Source organism: Acidobacteriota bacterium (assembly GCA_040752915.1).
Classification (GTDB): domain Bacteria; phylum Acidobacteriota; class UBA4820; order UBA4820; family DSQY01; genus JBFLVU01.
Genome location: JBFMHB010000016.1, coordinates 29430 through 46087 on the forward strand (window position 1 = coordinate 29430; position 16658 = coordinate 46087).

At 68.6% G+C, this 16658-nt stretch carries 13 protein-coding genes and 1 tRNA gene; 2 read left to right on the forward strand and 12 right to left on the reverse strand.

The genetic code is table 11. The annotated features are described in order from the left end of the window. Positions 1-468: 468 nt before the first annotated feature. From AB1824_04805 to AB1824_04825, 5 genes are all read right to left on the reverse strand, one after another. Positions 469-566 (reverse strand) — tRNA-Sec (locus AB1824_04805). 234 nt (positions 567-800) lie between these two features. Beyond that, complete coding sequence (locus AB1824_04810; protein MEW5764277.1) at positions 801-1751, reverse strand: bifunctional riboflavin kinase/FAD synthetase; 951 nt, start codon at positions 1749-1751, stop codon at positions 801-803. Next, on the reverse strand, positions 1748-2239 hold the full coding sequence (locus tag AB1824_04815) for a phosphatidylglycerophosphatase A (GenBank protein ID MEW5764278.1): 492 nt from the start codon (positions 2237-2239) through the stop codon (positions 1748-1750). Before AB1824_04815 ends, AB1824_04810 begins: the two co-directional genes overlap by 4 nt. After that, positions 2226-3545 carry a 30S ribosomal protein S12 methylthiotransferase RimO gene (rimO, locus tag AB1824_04820; GenBank protein MEW5764279.1) on the reverse strand — a complete coding sequence of 440 codons (1320 nt, stop codon included), beginning with the start codon at positions 3543-3545 and terminating at the stop codon, positions 2226-2228. The genes AB1824_04815 and rimO overlap by 14 nt, the downstream gene beginning before the upstream one ends. 63 nt (positions 3546-3608) lie before the next feature. Beyond that, positions 3609-4205: a hypothetical protein gene (locus tag AB1824_04825; protein MEW5764280.1), complete on the reverse strand. Its 597-nt coding sequence runs from the start codon at positions 4203-4205 to the stop codon at positions 3609-3611. Positions 4206-4340: 135 nt separating this feature from the next. On the opposite strand from AB1824_04825, the gene AB1824_04830 reads away from it, so the two are divergent. Continuing rightward, positions 4341-7871: a hypothetical protein gene (locus AB1824_04830; GenBank protein MEW5764281.1), complete on the forward strand. Its 3531-nt coding sequence runs from the start codon at positions 4341-4343 to the stop codon at positions 7869-7871. 126 nt (positions 7872-7997) lie between these two features. Here the strand turns inward: AB1824_04830 and AB1824_04835 are convergent, their stop codons facing one another. The 7 genes from AB1824_04835 to AB1824_04865 all read right to left on the reverse strand — a co-directional run bounded on the left by AB1824_04835 (position 7998) and on the right by AB1824_04865 (position 16120). Next, on the reverse strand, positions 7998-8735 hold the full coding sequence (locus AB1824_04835; GenBank protein MEW5764282.1) for a CPBP family glutamic-type intramembrane protease: 738 nt from the start codon (positions 8733-8735) through the stop codon (positions 7998-8000). 1 nt (position 8736) lies between these two features. Then, positions 8737-10188 carry a 1-acyl-sn-glycerol-3-phosphate acyltransferase gene (locus AB1824_04840; protein ID MEW5764283.1) on the reverse strand — a complete coding sequence of 484 codons (1452 nt, stop codon included), beginning with the start codon at positions 10186-10188 and terminating at the stop codon, positions 8737-8739. A gap of 142 nt (positions 10189-10330) precedes the next feature. After that, a complete protein-coding gene (locus tag AB1824_04845) occupies positions 10331-11773 on the reverse strand; it encodes a type IV pilus twitching motility protein PilT (protein MEW5764284.1) in 1443 nt (480 codons plus the stop codon). Continuing rightward, positions 11757-12248, reverse strand: coding sequence for a hypothetical protein (locus tag AB1824_04850; GenBank protein ID MEW5764285.1), 492 nt, complete (start codon positions 12246-12248; stop codon positions 11757-11759). The genes AB1824_04845 and AB1824_04850 overlap by 17 nt, the downstream gene beginning before the upstream one ends. A gap of 21 nt (positions 12249-12269) precedes the next feature. Continuing rightward, complete coding sequence (locus AB1824_04855) at positions 12270-14531, reverse strand: DNA translocase FtsK 4TM domain-containing protein (GenBank protein MEW5764286.1); 2262 nt, start codon at positions 14529-14531, stop codon at positions 12270-12272. Then, entirely contained in the window at positions 14491-15429 is a 939-nt protein-coding gene (locus AB1824_04860; GenBank protein MEW5764287.1) for a TIGR02757 family protein, read from the reverse strand. The genes AB1824_04855 and AB1824_04860 overlap by 41 nt, the downstream gene beginning before the upstream one ends. Then, on the reverse strand, positions 15404-16120 hold the full coding sequence (locus AB1824_04865) for a MotA/TolQ/ExbB proton channel family protein (protein MEW5764288.1): 717 nt from the start codon (positions 16118-16120) through the stop codon (positions 15404-15406). Before AB1824_04865 ends, AB1824_04860 begins: the two co-directional genes overlap by 26 nt. A gap of 264 nt (positions 16121-16384) precedes the next feature. On the opposite strand from AB1824_04865, the gene AB1824_04870 reads away from it, so the two are divergent. Next, positions 16385-16658: deoxyhypusine synthase family protein (locus tag AB1824_04870; protein MEW5764289.1), on the forward strand; the 274-nt coding region annotated here is incomplete at its 3' end.

The window sequence follows — 16658 nt, forward strand, 5'->3', positions numbered from 1 at the left end:
CGTAAGGGCCGCGGCCGCCTCGCCCCTCGCGGGTCTCGGGGCTGCGTGGCACGCGCGCCCTAACGTTCCCGGCCCGGGCCTCTCCCCAACGGACGCGGCTGCGAGCGCTGGCCTCCTCGGCGCGCTCTCGCACGCGTCCGTATGGGTTCCCTCCCGGGCTTCGATTCCCCAGGCCCGCCTCGGTGGCTCCCTGGCTTTCTGGCTCGAAGTTCTTGAACGAAATGGCGGAGGTGCATGGGAATCGAACGTAAGGGCCGCGGCCGCCTCGCCCCTCGCGGGTCTCGGGGCTGCGTGGCACGCGCGCCCTAACGTTCCCGGCCCGGGCCTCTCCCCAACGGACGCGGCTGCGAGCGCTGGCCTCCTCGGCGCGCTCACGCACGCGTCCGCATGGGTTCCCTCCCGGGCTTCGATTCCCCAGGCTCGCCTCGGAGGCTCCCTGGCTCTCTGGCTCGCTGTCTTGGCTACAGGTGGCGGAGGTGCATGGGAATCGAACCCACCCGCCGGGGGGTAAGCCCCGGTGCAACGGCTTTGAAGGCCGCGCGAGGCGCCAGCCCCGAAGCACCTCCGGCGCAAGGGTACGCAATCGGCGCTCTCAGGTCAAGGAGATGGATGGGTTTGATTCCGTCCTGCGCGGCTTGGCCGTCCCGCTCTCCTCGAAGGAGACGGAACGACTGTCTCAAGAGGATTCTGGACCAGAGGATTCTCGTCGCACAGCGCTCCGGAGGGACGCGCAGGGCGACAGTCAGGCCGCAGGACTGGGCCCCGGCTCGCACGCCTCCGGACCTGTTCCAGAGGGAACCTTAGTAGAACATCCTCCGCTGGAGGGGGGTGTCGCGGAAGAAGTCGCGGGCCGTCTGGACGTCCCGGGCGATGGCATCGCGAAGCGCCTCGGGGGAGGGGAACTTCTGCTCCGGCCTCAGGAACCGGAAGAAGAGGCACCGGATGCGGCGTCCGTAGAGTTCGCCGCCGCCCTCCAACAGGTGGACCTCCACCGTGACCTGGCCCTCTCCGAAAGTGGGGCGAACGCCGAGGTTCGCCACGGCGGGCAGAAGGCGGGGTTCGCCCACATCCACGGCCACCACGTAGACGCCGTGGGCGGGGATGAGTTCGTTTTCGATGGAGAGGTTGGCGGTGGGGAATCCGAGGGTCCGGCCCCGCCCGTCTCCGTGCTCCACGATCCCCTCGATGATGTAAGGGCGGCCCAGCAGGCGCACGGCCTTCTCCATCTCGCCCGCCAGCAGGAACCTCCGAATCTGGCTCGAGGAGACCTCCACCCCATCCACCTTGAGCTTGGGGAAGGCGGCGGCCGTATACCCCAGCTCGTCTCCCAGGGACCGCAGGAAGGTGATGTCCCCCGCCCGCTGGTAACCGAAGCGGAAGTCGTCGCCGATGTAGATTTCCCTGGGGCTCAGACGCTCCGCGAGGAGGCGCACGAATCCCTCCGCGAGGACCTGTCCGAACTCCTTGGTGAAGGGGATCTCCAGAAGGACCTGAACGCCCAGGTGAGCCACGATGTCCCGCTTCTGGGAGAGGGTCTGGATGAGCTGGGGCGCCCGCTCGGGATAGAGAACCTTGAGGGGGTGGGGCTCGAAAGTGACGACCACGCTGGTTCCGCCCTCCTCCCTCGCGCGGGAGATGACCTTTCTGAGAATGCGCTTGTGGCCCCTGTGCAGGCCGTCGAAGTTCCCGATGGTGAGGATCACCGGATCGGTGAGCGGCGGGATTCGGTCGAGGTCGGTGAGCAGAATCATGCGAGCCTCATGACGAGAATGGAGAGTACACCCGCGAGAGCGCCCGCCGCCAGGTCGTCCGCGAGGACGCCCAGGGCTCCGGGGAGGCGCTCCAGCCGGTTCACGGGGTAGGGCTTGAGAATGTCCAGGAGGCGGAAGAGGGCAAAGGCCACCAAGAGGCAGGTGAAATCGGGTTCGAGGAAGCAGAGCGCGGTCAGCATCCCGGCCACCTCGTCCACGATGACGAACCCGGGGTCCGCCTTGCCCGAAGCCTTCAGGACCGGAGGGATGGCGAGGAGGGAGAGGGCGCAGAAGAGGATCGTCTCCCCCAGGGCGAGCGACCAGCTCCATTCGGCCGGCATCAGGAAGGCGGGCAGGTACAGAAAGAGGCCCGCCGCCGAGCCCAGGGTCCCCGGCATGCGGGGCGAGTATCCGAGGCCCATGAAGGTGGCGATGGCCTGGGCCCACAAGGGACCGTTCTTGAGGCGCGGGCGATCAGGCGGGGCCAAGGATCTCTCCCACGAGGTCGTAGGGGTGGGCTTCGGTGATCTTCACCCGGGCGAAGGATCCCGGAGAAGCGAACCCGTCGTTGAGGAGGACCCGGCCGTCGATGTCGGGCGCCTGCGTGGCGAGGCGCCCTTCGAGGAGGTGCTCCGATTCTTCCGAGACGCCTTCCACGAGGACCGTCTCCACGCGGCCCACCCGGGCGCGGTTCTTCTCCCAGGAGACGGCCTGCTGGATTTCCAGAAGCCGCTCCTGGCGGCGGACCTTGGTCCGCTGGTCCACCGGGTCCCCCAGGCGGAAGGCGGGGGTCCCGTCCTCCCGCGAGTAGGTGAACACGCCGACGTGGTCCAGGCGGGCTTCGGCCACGAAGTCGGCGAGGGCACGAAAGTGCTCCCGCCTCTCGCCCGGGAACCCCACGATGAAGGTGGAGCGGATGGCGAGGCCCGGGACCGTGCGGCGGGCGCGCTCGATGGTCCGGAGGAAGGACTCCCCGCCTCCTCCGCGCTTCATGGCCTTGAGCACGTCGGGGTGGGCGTGCTGGAGGGGGAGATCCAGGTAGGGCACGACCCGTGGGGATGCGGCCATGGCCTCCAGGAGCCCGCGCCCGAAGTGGTTCGGGTAGGCGTAGAGAAAACGGATCCAGGGCGCTTCGGTTCGGTCGTTCAGGGCCCGCAGGAGGGCCGCAAGCCCATCCTTGAGGCCCAGGTCCCGGCCGTAGTCCGTCGTGTCCTGGGCCACCAGGATCACCTCGCGCACGCCGCGGGAGGCGAGGTCGGCCACCTCCGCCACCACGTCTTCCACGGGCCGGGAGTGGAGGCGGCCCCGGAAGGAGGGGATGGGACAGAAAGAGCAGGGGTTGTCACAGCCCTCGGCGATCTTCACGTAAGCCAGGTGGGGAGCGGTGGCGAGGACGCGAGGGGAGAGGCCGTCGTAAAGGGGGATCTCCTGTCGCACGGCGGCGTCGGGACGCTCCTGGGAGAGCAGTCGGGCGGCCTGGGCGGCGGCGCTGAGGGGAATGAAGCCGTCGATCTCGGGGATGGCGGCGCGGAGTTCCTCCTTGTACCGCTGGACCAGACACCCGGCCACGATGAGGCGTTTCACGCGCCCCTGGCGCTTGCGCTCGGCCACCTCGAGAATGGCGCGGATGGACTCCTCCTTGGCCGCGTCGATGAAGCCGCAGGTGTTCACGATGACCGTCTCCGCGTCCGGGTCCGCGGAGATCTCGAGGCCGGCCTGGCGGATCTGCCCAAGCATCCACTCCCCGTCCACCCAGTTCTTGGGGCAGCCGAGCTGAACCATGCAAACGCGCATGCGCCCTCCCGAGGAACAGAAGGTACCACGAAACCGCTTGAAATCAAAAGAGAAGAGACGCTTTCAGCTTCGCCAGCGGGCCCGGTAGACGCAGGCTTCCCGCCCGTCCAGAAGGCACTCGTCGTGGACCACCGCCACGCCCCGCTTGCCCGAGATTTCGGCGGTCTTCTCGAGCCAGCCGCCGAAATCTCTGCAAAAGGCCTTGGAGACGGGGTGAAATGCGGTGATCCGCACGACTCCGCCGTCGGACTCGAAGGACTCGGTGGAGAGCTTCCCAGTGCTGTAGTACTGGCCCCACATGCCTCCGGCGGCCCTCAGCCACGCCTCCAGGCTCGCGAACTTGAGGATCAGCTTGTGGAGGGCCGAGGCCTCGGACTCGGCCGTGTAGCGGCCGATCTCGCGGCAGAGGGCCAGGTCGCCCTGGCCGAAGGTCCGGTCGATGGCCTCGTAGAGGGCCACCTGGGCGGTGAAGGGGTACCAGGCCGATGCGAGAAGGGTCCCTCGCAGGATTTGGGCAAGTTCCTCCGGCGCCGCATCCAGGAGGCGCTCCCGGGCGCCGGGCCCGAAACGCGTCTCGGCGAAGGCGAGGGCGCCTTTTAGGGTGAATCCCTTGCTCCGGATAGTGCCCGGGTCGGGCAAGCGGTCCGTGGCGGTCGGCATCGGGCGAACTCCTTGTCTGCAAGGTAGGGCGGCCGCACTCCCCGCGCAACCGGAGGGCCGACCTTCTTGAAATCACGTGGCCCGGGCCATACAGTAGGGATGAAGGGTCCCCGCGATCCCAGGGAGGGACATCCCATGACACGCCGATTGTGGTGCCTCAGGTACGCGCTGATCTTCTGCCTGGCCCTCCCCTCCGCCGCCTACGGGTTCGAGCCGGACGTCCTGCTCCTCCAGCCTCCCCCAGGGGCGGACTTCGTCTCTTGGAGGATGGAACTGGCCGGCTCCGGCATCCTGCTTCGCCACGCCTTTCCCCCCGCGGGCGGTCTCTGGATGCCCGAGGCGCCCCCCGACCTGGACACCCTCGATCTCCGGCTGCCCCCGGGTTCCCGGGTCTACGCGGGGAGCCCGTCGCCCGATGAGGCGAAGGACCTGCTTGCCTCGGCCGAGGGGCAAATCCTGTGGAAGGCTCAGCGCGTCCTGCTCGGAATCGATCCGGCCTCGGTCCCGCCGGGGCCCGTCCCCGAGATGCCCCTTTACGGAGACGCCCTGGAGCGGGACGAGCCGCTCGAGCCCGAAAGGACGTGCTCGGCGGGCGACCTGTACCTCTCGAACTCGGAGTACATGCTTGGATCCGCGAGCGTAAGCGTGATCCTCCCCGAGAGCAACGGCGTGACCGACCCGAGCACAGAGGACTGGAATTCCACCCTGGAGTCCAACGTGGCGGCGGAGATCGTCCAGGGTCTCAACGACCTCTCGACCTACTATTCGGGCTTCACGCTTCCCTCCGGCCTCCAGCCCTCCTGGACGTACCACTACTACTACGGCCGGACGGACAGCCGGGCCCAGACCCAGTACGAGCCCATCAACCGCAACCACGCCACTTCCGGCAATCCCATCTACATCAACGAAATCTTCGACAAGTTGGGGTACTCGGCGGATTCGGGCCTCTTCGCCAAGGGCGAGCATTTCAACGGCGACCAGAAGGCCGCCGACGGCACCGACTGGGCCTTCACGATCTTCGTGTGCAACAGCGTGAACGACGCGGACGGCATGTTTCCCGACGGATATTTCGCCTACGCCTACCTGGGCGGGCCCGTCCAAATCCAGACCTACGACAACGACGGGTGGGGCATCGGGAGCATGAACATGGTCACCCGCCACGAGTCCAGCCATATCTTCTACGCCCTCGACGAGTACGCCAGCTCCGGGTGCACGTGCTCCCAGACCAGCGGGTACGTGAGCACGCAGAACCAGAACTGCAACGCCGCCTGCCTCATCAACGTGAACTGCATCATGAACGAGGCCAACAAGCAGACCGGCGTCTGCCTCTACACCCGGGGCCAGATCGGATGGGGAGACGGAGACGGGGACACCTACCCCGATCCCGTGGACGTCGCGCCGGACACGGCCCTGACCCCCTACACGCCGGATCCCACCACCAACACCACCCTCACCTACACGGGCACGGCCACCGTCCAGAAGATCACCAACCAGAACGTTTACAACTACCAGTGCGACATCAACGTCGTCCCGCTCGCCAACGTGCAGTGGCGCGTGAACGGGGGGACGTGGCAATCGGCCACGGCCCAGGACGGCGCCTTCGACAGCGGCTCCGAGGCCTACACCTTCACGGCCACGGTGGCCGCGGGAACGCACACCTTCGAGGCCAGGGCCGTGGACGCCATCGGGCAGACCGACGCCAGCCCGGCCTCCGACCAGGTCACGGTCACGGGGTGCACCACCCCCTCCTGTGCCGTGGGCCCCGTCCCCGCCAACGGGGCCGCGGGCGTCCCCACCACCACGCCCCTCGCGTGGTCCGTCGTGGCGGGGGCCACCTCCTACGACGTCTACTTCGGAACCGTGAACCCGCCGCCCTACGTGACCAACGTCGTCGCCAACACCTACATCCCTCCCGTTCTCGCCCAGGGGACGACCTACTACTGGCAAGTCCTTCCGAAAAACGCGTGCGGAACGGCCGCCGGATGCGCCGTCTGGTCCTTCACGACCGTATGCCCGGTCCCGAGTTGCGCCTCGGCCCCGTCTCCACCCGACGCCAGCACGGGCGTCGCCCTCGCGCCCACGCTGACCTGGGGAGCCGTCGCGGGCGCCTCCACTTACGAGGTCTATTTCGGAACGACCTCCCCGCCGCCCTATGCGGCCAGCGCGGCGACTCCCGTCTACGTGCCGGGGAGCCTGGCCCAGGGCACCCAGTATTACTGGAAGGTCGTTCCCAAGAACGCTTGCGGGCCGGCCACGGGGTGCGCTACGTGGTCCTTCACGACGGTCTGCAACGTTCCCACGTGCGCCTCGTCTCCCAGCCCCGCCGACTCCTCCACGGGCGTGTCCACGGCGCCCACGCTCACCTGGGGCGCGGTGGCCGACGCGGCCTCCTACGACGTCTATTTCGGAACCTCGTCCTCCCCGCCGCTGGCGGGCACCGTGACGGGGGCCTCGTACGCGCCGGGCGCCCTGGCCGAGGGAACCCTGTACTACTGGAAGGTCGTTCCGAAGAACGCCTGCGGAAGCGCTTCCGGTTGCTCCGTCTGGTCCTTCACCACCGGGTGCGCCCTCCCGCCGTGCTCGTCCTCCCCGAGCCCCGCCGACGCCGCCACCGGCGTCTCGGACGCTCCCACTCTGTCCTGGGCCTCCGCGTCCGGGGCCACCTCCTACGACGTGTATTTCGGGACCTCCTCGCCGCCGGCCTTCGCCGCCAACGTAGGCACCACGTCGTACGCCCCAGGAACGCTGCCGGCCGGGACCGTCCATTACTGGAAGGTCGTTCCGAAGAACACCTGCGGGGACGCCTCGGGATGCGCCGTCTGGTCCTTCACCACGGCTTGCCCCCTCCCGGCCTGCGCCGGCGCCCCGTCCCCGGCCGACGCCGCGTCGGGCGTCGCTCTGTCGCCGGTCCTCTCCTGGGGGCCCGTGTCCGGGGCCGTCTCGTACGACGTCTACTTCGGCACGGCTTCCCCTCCTCCCTTCGCCGCCAACGTGGCCTCCGCCTCCTACGCGCCCGGCGCCCTCTCCCAGTCCACGACCTACCATTGGAAGGTCGTGCCCCGGAACGCGTGCGGCGAGGCAGCGGCCTGCGCCGCCTGGTCCTTCACGACGGCGTGTCTGAGCCCCGCCTGCTCCGCTTCCCCGAGCCCGGCGGAAGGGGCCTCCGGCGTGTCCATCACCCCGGCGCTGTCCTGGGCGGCCGTGGCCGACGCGGCCTCCTACGACGTCTATTTCGGAGCGTCCTCTCCGCCCCCCTTCGCCGCGAACGTGGCGGGGACCGCCTTTTCACCAGGGAGCCTATCCTACGCAACGACCTACTTCTGGCAAGTGGTGCCCAAGAACGCATGCGGCAGCGCCTCCGGCTGCCCAGTCTGGTCTTTTGCGACGACGGTCCAGCCTCCTTCGGTGACCGCCGTGACCAAGGTGCCTGCGCCCTTCCGACTGAGGCTCACGGGGTCCAACCTCCAGAACGGGCTCTCCGTGTACATCAACGGTTCCCTGTGGGGGACCACCGGGACGCCCACCCTCGTGAAGTGGAAGAACTCGACCCAGATCCTGCTCAAGAAGGGAGCGCCCCTCAAGGCTCTGTTCCCCGCCGGGGTACCCGTCCCCATCCGAGTCGTGAATCCGGATGGAGGCGAGACGACGGTCTCCTACGCGCGGTAAGGGGCCGGCGGGGAGGGCTTCCGGCCGCGGCAGTTGGTCCCGCATGAACCGCACGAGGCGCGGCGGAGGAGACGCCTCTCTCCGCCCTTCCCCCTTCTCGTGGGTGCGCCGCGACCCGTGCCGACCTCAAGCCGCCAGAATTTTCCAGCCGATGGCGAAGAGGACCAGATCCACGGAGAAATGGCTGATCCAGGCTCCGGCCAGGTTCTTGTGGCGTGCGTACTGAAGGCTCCACAGCAGGCCCCCGAGGCCCGTGAGGGCGCCCAGGAGGGCACCGCCCCAGCCCGGCAGGAAGACGGCCCCCACCAGGACGTGGTGCGCGGCGAAGGCCGCCGCCGCGGCCGCGTGGGCGCCCGGTGCCGGAAGAAGGCGGCGCAGCCGGCCGAACACGAACCACCTCCAGTAGTATTCCTCGGCCGTGGCGTGGTAGAGCGAGGCGCAGGCCGCGAAGAGCCCGTAGCGGCCCGCGGCTCCGAACTCCTCCGCCTTGGCCCGCACGGCGGGCGCGGCCCGGACCAGGGCGTCTGAGAGCGCCGTCTCCGACAGCGCCCAAAGGAGCAGGCCCGCCGCGAGACCCGAGGCGAGCCCCTCCGCAAGGGCCCGCGGGTAGGGCCCCCGGGGCGTTTTGCCCCCGCGCGGCGAGGGGAGCGCCCGCTCCCCGAGCAGAAGCCGGCACGCAAGAAGAGGCCAGAGGAGGAGGAAGGCCTTGGCCGTCCCATACAGGACCGGCGCGGCGGGACGGCCCGCGAAGACCACGAAGTACATCCAGGCCAAGAGGAGCGGGAGGACGGCGGCGGGGAGAACGGCCGCCCAGGTCCTGGCCCTCGATGGGGGGTCCGCCGGCGAAAAGGCGACCGGGGCCACGTCAGTCTCCGGAGGCGGCGGAGCCGGCAGCAGGTTCGGTATATCCAGCGGAGAAAAAGTGGGCCAGGGCGTTTGCGTAATAGGCGAGGAGAGGTCCCTCGTCGGGGTGAGCGCGGTAAAGCCCCTCCTCCTCGAGCACCAAGCGGCGAAGGACGAGCATCCGCAGGCCCACTTCCACGGCGTAGTCGCGGTCCTTCCGGGGGACGTAGACCCGGGCCCCGCGTCCCTCCAGCTCCCCAAGAAGGGCGTGGACGCGGGCCTTGATTCCCAGGAGCGCCATGGGCCGGCCGGCCTCCCGGATGAAGACCGCCGCCACCAGGGACACGGGCAGTACGGGTATCACCGCGCCCACCTCCTCCATGAGGCGGGCTCCCAATTCGGCCACCCGGGCGCACCGCTCCTCCCGAGGCAGGGACCTCAGGTCCAGTCGGCGTTCCAGGAGGTACCGGCGCATGGAGAGGGGAGGGCCGAAATTCACGCAAGCGTAGCCGAAGCGGTGCCATCGGCTCCTTGCCATGAGGAGGAGGTTCTTGGCCCCGAATCGGGCCGTCGTGGCGAGGGCGGCCCAGGCGGACCGCCGCGGGGTTCCGGGCTCCAGGTCGCGAAGAAGGGTACGGTCCTCCAGCGTGCGGTCGTAGTTGATCCCTACAGGGATGAAGACGAGATCCCGCTCGCCGTAAGGGTCGAAGCTTCGGAGCATGTAATCCAGGAGCCCCAGCTTGGGGGTCCGCAAGCGGCCATCCCGGGTGAGGCCGCCCTCGGGGTAGAGGGCCTGGGGAACGCCGGCGGCCGTGGCCATGGCCACGTATCGCTCCAGAACGCGGCGGTACAGGTCGTCGCGCGAGTCCCGCCGGACGAAGTACCCGCCGAGGGAGCGCACCATGGCCCGCAAGGGCCAGACCCGGGCCCATTCTCCGACGGCGTAGGAGAGGGCCGCCCTCCCTGCGGCCAGGTATCCCACCAGGATGTAGTCCATGTTGCTTCTGTGGTTCATCACGAAGACGACGGCCGCGTTCTTCGGCACCGCCTGAAGGGCCTCGTCGTCGGCGAAACCGAGGCGCACGCGGTACAACAGTCGGGCGAGCCTGCGGGCCAGGGCGTATCCGAGCCGGAAATAGAAATAGGCGTTGAAGGCGGGGACGATCTCGCGGGCGTACCGCGCCGCCAGCTTCTCCACCTCCTCCCTCGGCTGTCCTTTCGCCTGGGCGTGGGCCTGAACCGCCTCCATGACCTTTGGGTCGAAAAGGAGGCGGTCCACCAAAACGCTCCGACGCGTGCGCTGGAAGGGCTGGATCTCGATCTGCAGGCGCGGGTTCAGCTCCTCCACCACCCGCTCCGCCCGGCGCCGCACGAATCCGCGGATGGCCGGGAGGACAATTCGGTCGGACACGGCCCAGGCGGAAAGGACCGCCATGAGGAGTGCCGCCCACAGAGGGAGAGTTACGGGTTCCATTCCGCCGGCTCCGAGAAATCCCGCACAGTCTACCCGAAAGAGGCCCAGAAAGGGCGCCGGGGAACGGACCTTCCGCCCGGGGCGCCGTTCTTCCCCGCGGCCCCCCCGGTTGAGGCGGCTTTTCCCGGTCCTCGGGTCCGCCTCAGGCCTCCTCCGCCAGGGGGATCTTGTGGCGCTCGAACAGGGCCCGGAGCCCGGGCTTGTCCACGCTCTTGAGGTAGGCCTCGCGGGGCTCCACGGTCCCCGCTTTCACCAGATCCAGGAGGGCGTCGTTGAGGGTGACGTTTCCGAGGGACTTCTGGGTCTGCATGATGGAGGGGATCTGGAAAGTCTTTCCCTCCCGGATGAGGTTGGCCATGGAGGCGTTGATCAGGAGCACCTCCAGGGCCGCCACCCTTCCCCCTCCGGTTCGGCGGCACAGGGTCTGGGCGATGACGCCCTTGAGGCTCTCGGACAGCATGACCCGCACCTGGGCCTGGCGGTCTGCGGGAAACTGGTCGATGATCCGGTCGATGGTGGAGGGCGCCGTCGTCGTGTGAAGGGTGCCGAAAACGAGGTGCCCCGTTTCCGCCGTCTCGAGGGCGATGGCGATGGTCTCCAGGTCCCTCAACTCCCCCACGAGCACGATGTCCGGGTCTTCCCGCAGGGCGGCCCTCAGCGCTCTCTTGAAGCTCTGTGTGTGAACGCCCACCTGCCGCTGGTTGATCAGGCACTTGCGGTTGCCGTGGACGAACTCCACGGGGTCTTCAATGGTGATCAGGTGGTCCGTCCGGTTCCGGTTGATGAAGTCCACCAGAGCCGCCAAGGTCGTGGACTTGCCCGAGCCCGTCGGGCCCGTCACGAGGACCAGGCCCTTGGAGAGCCAGCAAAGGTCCACCACGGCCTTGGGCAGGCCGAGTTCCTCCACCGTGGGGACCTTGGAGGGGATCTGGCGAAAGACCGCTCCCATGCCGAGGCGGTCCATGAAGTAATTCACCCTGAACCGGGCGAGTCCGGAGATTTCGTAAGCGAAGTCCGTGTCGTTGGACGCTTCGAATTCCTCCCGGTTGCGTCCCGGGCAGATGGGGAGGAGGAGGGCCCGGACCTCTTCCGCGGCCAGGATGGGGCGATCCCCGAGCCGGCGCATCTGGCCGTCCACGCGCAAGAAGGGGGGCTCGCCGGAACTGATGTGGAGGTCGGAGGCTCCCGAAGAGACCATTTCGTAAAGGAGACGATCGAGGGGGGCCGCGCCCTCCGGGGCCGAAACGGCATCCGTCGAAGCGGCCGCCGGAGGGGCCGCCTCGGAGGGTCCGGGGTCCGGGGCCTTGGTGATCCGGACCAGGAGCCCGGAGGCGGTGAAATCCACCGCCACGGTGTGGGCGCCGTACAGGAAGCGGCAGGGACGGAGTTCGTCGAGGAGGGGGCCGGTGTCCGGGGGGGCCACCTCCCTCAGGTAGGCCAGGAGGTTCGCCTGGGGGATCGGGGCCTTTGTGACGGGGCGGTTTCCCTCTCGCGTCCGGAAAAACGGGATCTCGCCCGCCGGCATTTCAAGGGCTTCCGCTCCCACCTGCTCCATGGCGGACAGGATCTTATCCAGCGTGGCCATTCGACTCCTCCAGGATCCGCACCGTGATCACGTGGCGGAGGTTGACGAGGTAGAGGTCGCCCTCGGACTCCACGTGGAGGAACCCCGAGCGGCGGTTCACCAGGTCCGAAACGCGCCGTTCCCCCTCGGGGGCCACCGAGTAGATCGTCCCGTCCAGAGGTTCCCCGTCCTGGAAGACACAGCGGATCTTCCTCGTCGGCGTGCCGGCGGAATCCTCGTAGAAGCTCCATTCCGCCACTCGTGGGTTTTCCACCTTGAGCCAGCGCACCGAGTCCTTCCTCAACAGGACCGGCTCACCGTCCTCCTCCTGGACGGGCAAGAAGGCCTGGGGCTTGTCCAGGAGGTCCGAGACGGTCTCCGGCCCGTGGTGGTTCTCGGCGACTTCGGAAAGGAAGACCGTGCGCATCGAGATGGGAAACGGAGGCACGAGGATCAGGACCGTGGCCCGGCCCTTGGGTACCCGGTAGGCGTCCATGGGGACCTCCATGCTCGGATTCTACTCGACTTCTTCCGGGGAGATCAGAATCTCCCGCGGCTTGGCGCCGTCCGCGGGTCCGACGATCCCGCGCTGCTCCATGACGTCCAGAAGGCGGGCCGCCCGGGCGTACCCGATGCGCATGCGGCGCTGGAGGTTGCTGGCCGAGGCCACCCCCGTCTGGACGACGAGTTTCAGAGCGTCCCGGTAGAGGGGGTCCTCCTCGCCGCCCTCGCCGCCGCCCTCGCCCCCCTGGCCGTTCAAGGGAGGCGCGTCCCGGAGCACCTCCGGATCGAAGGCGGGCGCCCCCTGGCGGGAGAGGTACTGGATGACCCTCTGTGTCTCGGCGGTGGAAAGGAACCCGCCGTGGACCCTCACGAGCCGGCCCGACCCCGGGGGAAGGAAGAGCATGTCGCCCCGGCCCTCCAGGGTCTCCGCGCCGTTCTGGTCGAGGATGAGCCGGCTCTCCAGCTTCTCTCGGACCTGGAAGGCCAGGCGGGCGGACAGGTTGCTCTTGATGACGCCTGTGATGACGTCCCGGCTGGGGCGCTGGGTGGCCAGGATGAGGTGGATCCCCACGGCGCGGGCCATGGCCGAGAGGCGGGCGATGGCCGTCTCCACCTCCTTGGCGACGGAGGCCATGAGGTCGTAGAGCTCGTCGATGATGATCACGATGTAGGGCAGGGGGCGGTTGAGTGAGGTGGCCGCCTCCAGGGCCGACTGGGGCGTCAGGCTGCGGACCCAGGCGTTGTACTGGTCGATGCTCCGGACGCGCGCCCCAGCCAGGAGCTTGTACCGCTCGGTCATCTCCCGCACGGCCCAGTTGAGGGCGTTGGCAGCCTTCTTGACGTCCGTGACCACGGGCGTCATGAGGTGGGGCAACCCTTCGTACACCTTGAGTTCCACCTGCTTCGGGTCCACCAGGATGAACTTGACCTCGTCCGGCGATGCCCGGAAGAGGATGCTGTGGATGAGGGCGTTGATGCCCACGCTCTTGCCCGAGCCCGTGGTTCCGGCCACCAGGAGGTGGGGCATCCGGTCGAGGGTCGTCACGTAGGGGACGCCCTCCACGGTCTTGCCCAGGGCCAGAGGGAGGCGCCCCGGCGTCTCGGAATAGGCCTTGGACTCGATGAGCTCCCGGAAGGCGATGATCTCGCGGTTCTCGTTGGGCACTTCGATGCCCACGTGGGACTTCCCGCTCACCCGGTCCACGCGAATGTGGTCGGCCTTGAGGGCGAGGGCCAGGTCCTCCTCAAGGCTCGTGATGCGGGCGTATTTGACCCCCGGGGCCGGCTTGAATTCGAAGATCGTGACCACGGGGCCTGGGTGGATTTCGAGGACCTCTCCCGCGATGTCGAATTCGCCCAGGCGCTCCTCGATGCGGGCGGCCTTTTCGCGCAGGTCCTGCTCGTTCACCGAGGCCCGCGGCTTGGGCGGATCCAGGAGGTCCGACGGCGGAATGCGAAACCCCGAATCGGGTCCGGGTTCCAGGGGGAGAGAAGGGGCCGTGGGCGCCCGCTGGGCGATGCGGACGGGGCGCTCTGTTTTCCGCTCGTCCTCGCGCTGGACGCGCTCCTGCTGCCTTTGCCGGATCTGGTCCCGCATGGCCTCTCGGTCCTTTTCCTGGCGGCCCCTCTCGCGCCGGAGGTTCCAGGAGCGCCAGAGCCCCGCCACCGGGGAGGCGAGCCGGACCGCCCACCCGAAGAGGGAGATGCGGAAGAAGATCGCGAGCGACACCAGGACCCAGAGCAGGAGAACGAGGACCGCACCCGGCCCCCCGAGAGCCCGCTCGATGAGCTCTCCCAGAACGATGGACAGGACGCCCCCCGGCGCGATCGGCGCCCCCCGGGTGAGGAACGGGACCTCCACGGTCCCCAGGGCCCGCTGGAGGAAGACGGCCTGGCTGAGCATGAGGGAGAGCCAGAGGAGGTACCGGCCGGGCCGCAGGAGAGGCTCCTTGAGGAGGACGGCCAGGCCCAGCCTCCCCGTGAAGATCGGCACGTAGACGGCCGTGAGCCCGACCATGTGGATGAGCAGGGAAGCCCAATAGGCGCCCAGGATGCCCACCCAATTCCGGGGCGTGAGCGTCACCGTCCCGAAGGAGAAGGCCCCCGGATCGTACGGGCTGTAAGAGAGGAGCGACAGGAGCGTGAGGAGCGTGGCGGCGAAGAGGAGGATGGCGGCGACTTCCCGGCCCAGGTCGAGGGGCTTGGGCTTGGCCACCGGGGAGACGGGGGCCTCCTCACCGGATCCCGCCGCCTGGTCCTTTCTGAACCTCCCCATGCCTCTCCTCCGTGGTGCGAGCATAGCGCGCGCGGGTCCTTGGGGGCAAGGATTCGGCCCGCGGGCCGGCGCCGCCCGCGCCCAGGACGCACCGTCCCCTGAGGGAGCAGGCGGCGCAGAGGGACTCCACGGTCCTCCCGCGGCAGGAGCGGGAAATGCCGAGATGGGCCAGGGCGAAGTCGTATCGGGTCGGGTCCTCCGGATGGAGCCGGGCGAGCGCGTCCGTGAGCTCCAAGGCGAAGGCCCGGTCGGGGGTGCGCCTGCGGGCGAGCCCGAGAGCCAAGGCGATCCGCGCCACGTGCGTGTCCACGGGCATGCGGAGTTCCGACGGTCGCAGGGCGCTCCAGAGCCCCAGGTCCACTCCGTCGTCGGGACGGACCATCCATCGCAGGAACATCCACCAGCGTTTGCAGGCGGATCCCGAAGAGGGGAGAGGGAGAAGGTGCGCCAGGCCGCGCGTCAGACGGCCGCACTCCCGCCGGAGCCTCCGGCTCAGGGCTTCGAGCCCCTCCTCCGCGCCTTCCTGGAAGAACCCTTCCAGGGTGCCCGTTCGGGCCAGCACCCGGCCGGCCGACGAGAGAAAGGCCGCCACGTCCGAGGAGGTCTGGAAGCGATAGGGGGGAATCTCTTCGGCGCCGATTCCGGCGCGAAGGGCGGCCGCCGGCGCCGGACCGAGTCGAAAGAACACTCTCTCCAGGAAGGCGCCCATGGCCCTCACGTTCCCGTACGCGAAGAGGGAGGACACGAGGGCCGCCGCCTCGCGGTCCTCCCGTGCGACGTACCGGCGCGGGAAGCGGACAGGATCGGCCCTCAGCGCGCCGGCGCGAAGGTCCTTCGCCAGGGCCTCCAGACCGTCCCGGAGACGGGCCTGATCAGGCGAAACGGTTCGTGAGGAAATTGATGAGGTCGAGACCGTACTGCTCCATGTAGGCGTGGAAGGTCTTCACCTTCCTGCCCAAAAGGTTGTATCCGATGACGGCGGGGATGGCGGCGAAGAGGCCCGCGGCCGTGGTGATGAGGGCCTCGGAGATTCCGGGGGCCACGGAGGCCAGGGTGGCGCTGCCCGAGATCCCGATGGCGCGGAAGGCCTCCATGATGCCCCAGACGGTGCCGAAGAGGCCCACGAAGGGCGTGGCGGTGGCCGTGGTGGCGAGGAAAGCCAGGCCGGATTCGAGGAGGATGGTCTGGTCCCGCATGACGCGTGTGAGGGTCCGTTCGAGATTCTCCGTGTGGCGGATCTGGGGGCGCAAATCGGGGGATACGCCCGTGGAGGCGCCGCCTGCGGCCCCCATCTGGTCCTTCACCTGGTCGTGGAGCTCCCGGTAGGTCTCCATGAACATCTCCCGGAGGGGCGAGTCCTTCGAGGCCTTGGCCGCCACGAGCATGTCCGTGACCCTCTGGGAGGCGCGCAAGACCTCGTAGAAGTCCTGGGAGCGCTTCTTGAGCTTTCGGTAGTTGTAAAAGCGGTCGATCATGATGGTCCAGGAGATGAGGGAGAAGACGAGAAGGATGAGGAGCACGCTTTTGGCCACGAATCCGGAGTGGGCGAGCATCTCGCTCAGGGTTGCGGCGGCGAGGGTGAGGACCATCGGCACCTCCTTGTCGGGCGATTATAGCGGGGAACGGCGGCGGGGGAAAGGCCCGAGGGGACACTGGGTTAGTAGGGGAGTAGGTGAGTAGGTGAGTAGGGGAGTAGGGGAGGATGGGCGACGTCCCTCTTTGTCCCCCAGTCCCCTTGTCCTTTGAAGGAACTCGGGAGGGGGCGAGGGGGTTGACCGCGCCGAAACCGAAACCGGGCGCCGCGCCTCCCCCCCCGATTTGTCCTATACTCCCCCTTTGACCGGAGGACGATCATGGCCAAGACCTCGCGCTTTCTCCAAGGACCACGCATCGAACCCCAGCCCATCGCCCCGAAGACGGAGGTGGCCCGTTTGGTGGACGGGGCCTTCCTGGCCTACAACGCCGGACGTCTCCACGACGCCTGCCAGCTGTTCAGCCGGAAGATGCTGAAGCGCGACGTGACGGTGGGCCTGAGCCTCACCGGCGCCCTCACTCCGGCGGGGATCGGGCGGTCGTGCATCGTCCCTCTCCTGCGGGCGGGGTTCGTGGACTGGATCGTTTCCACCG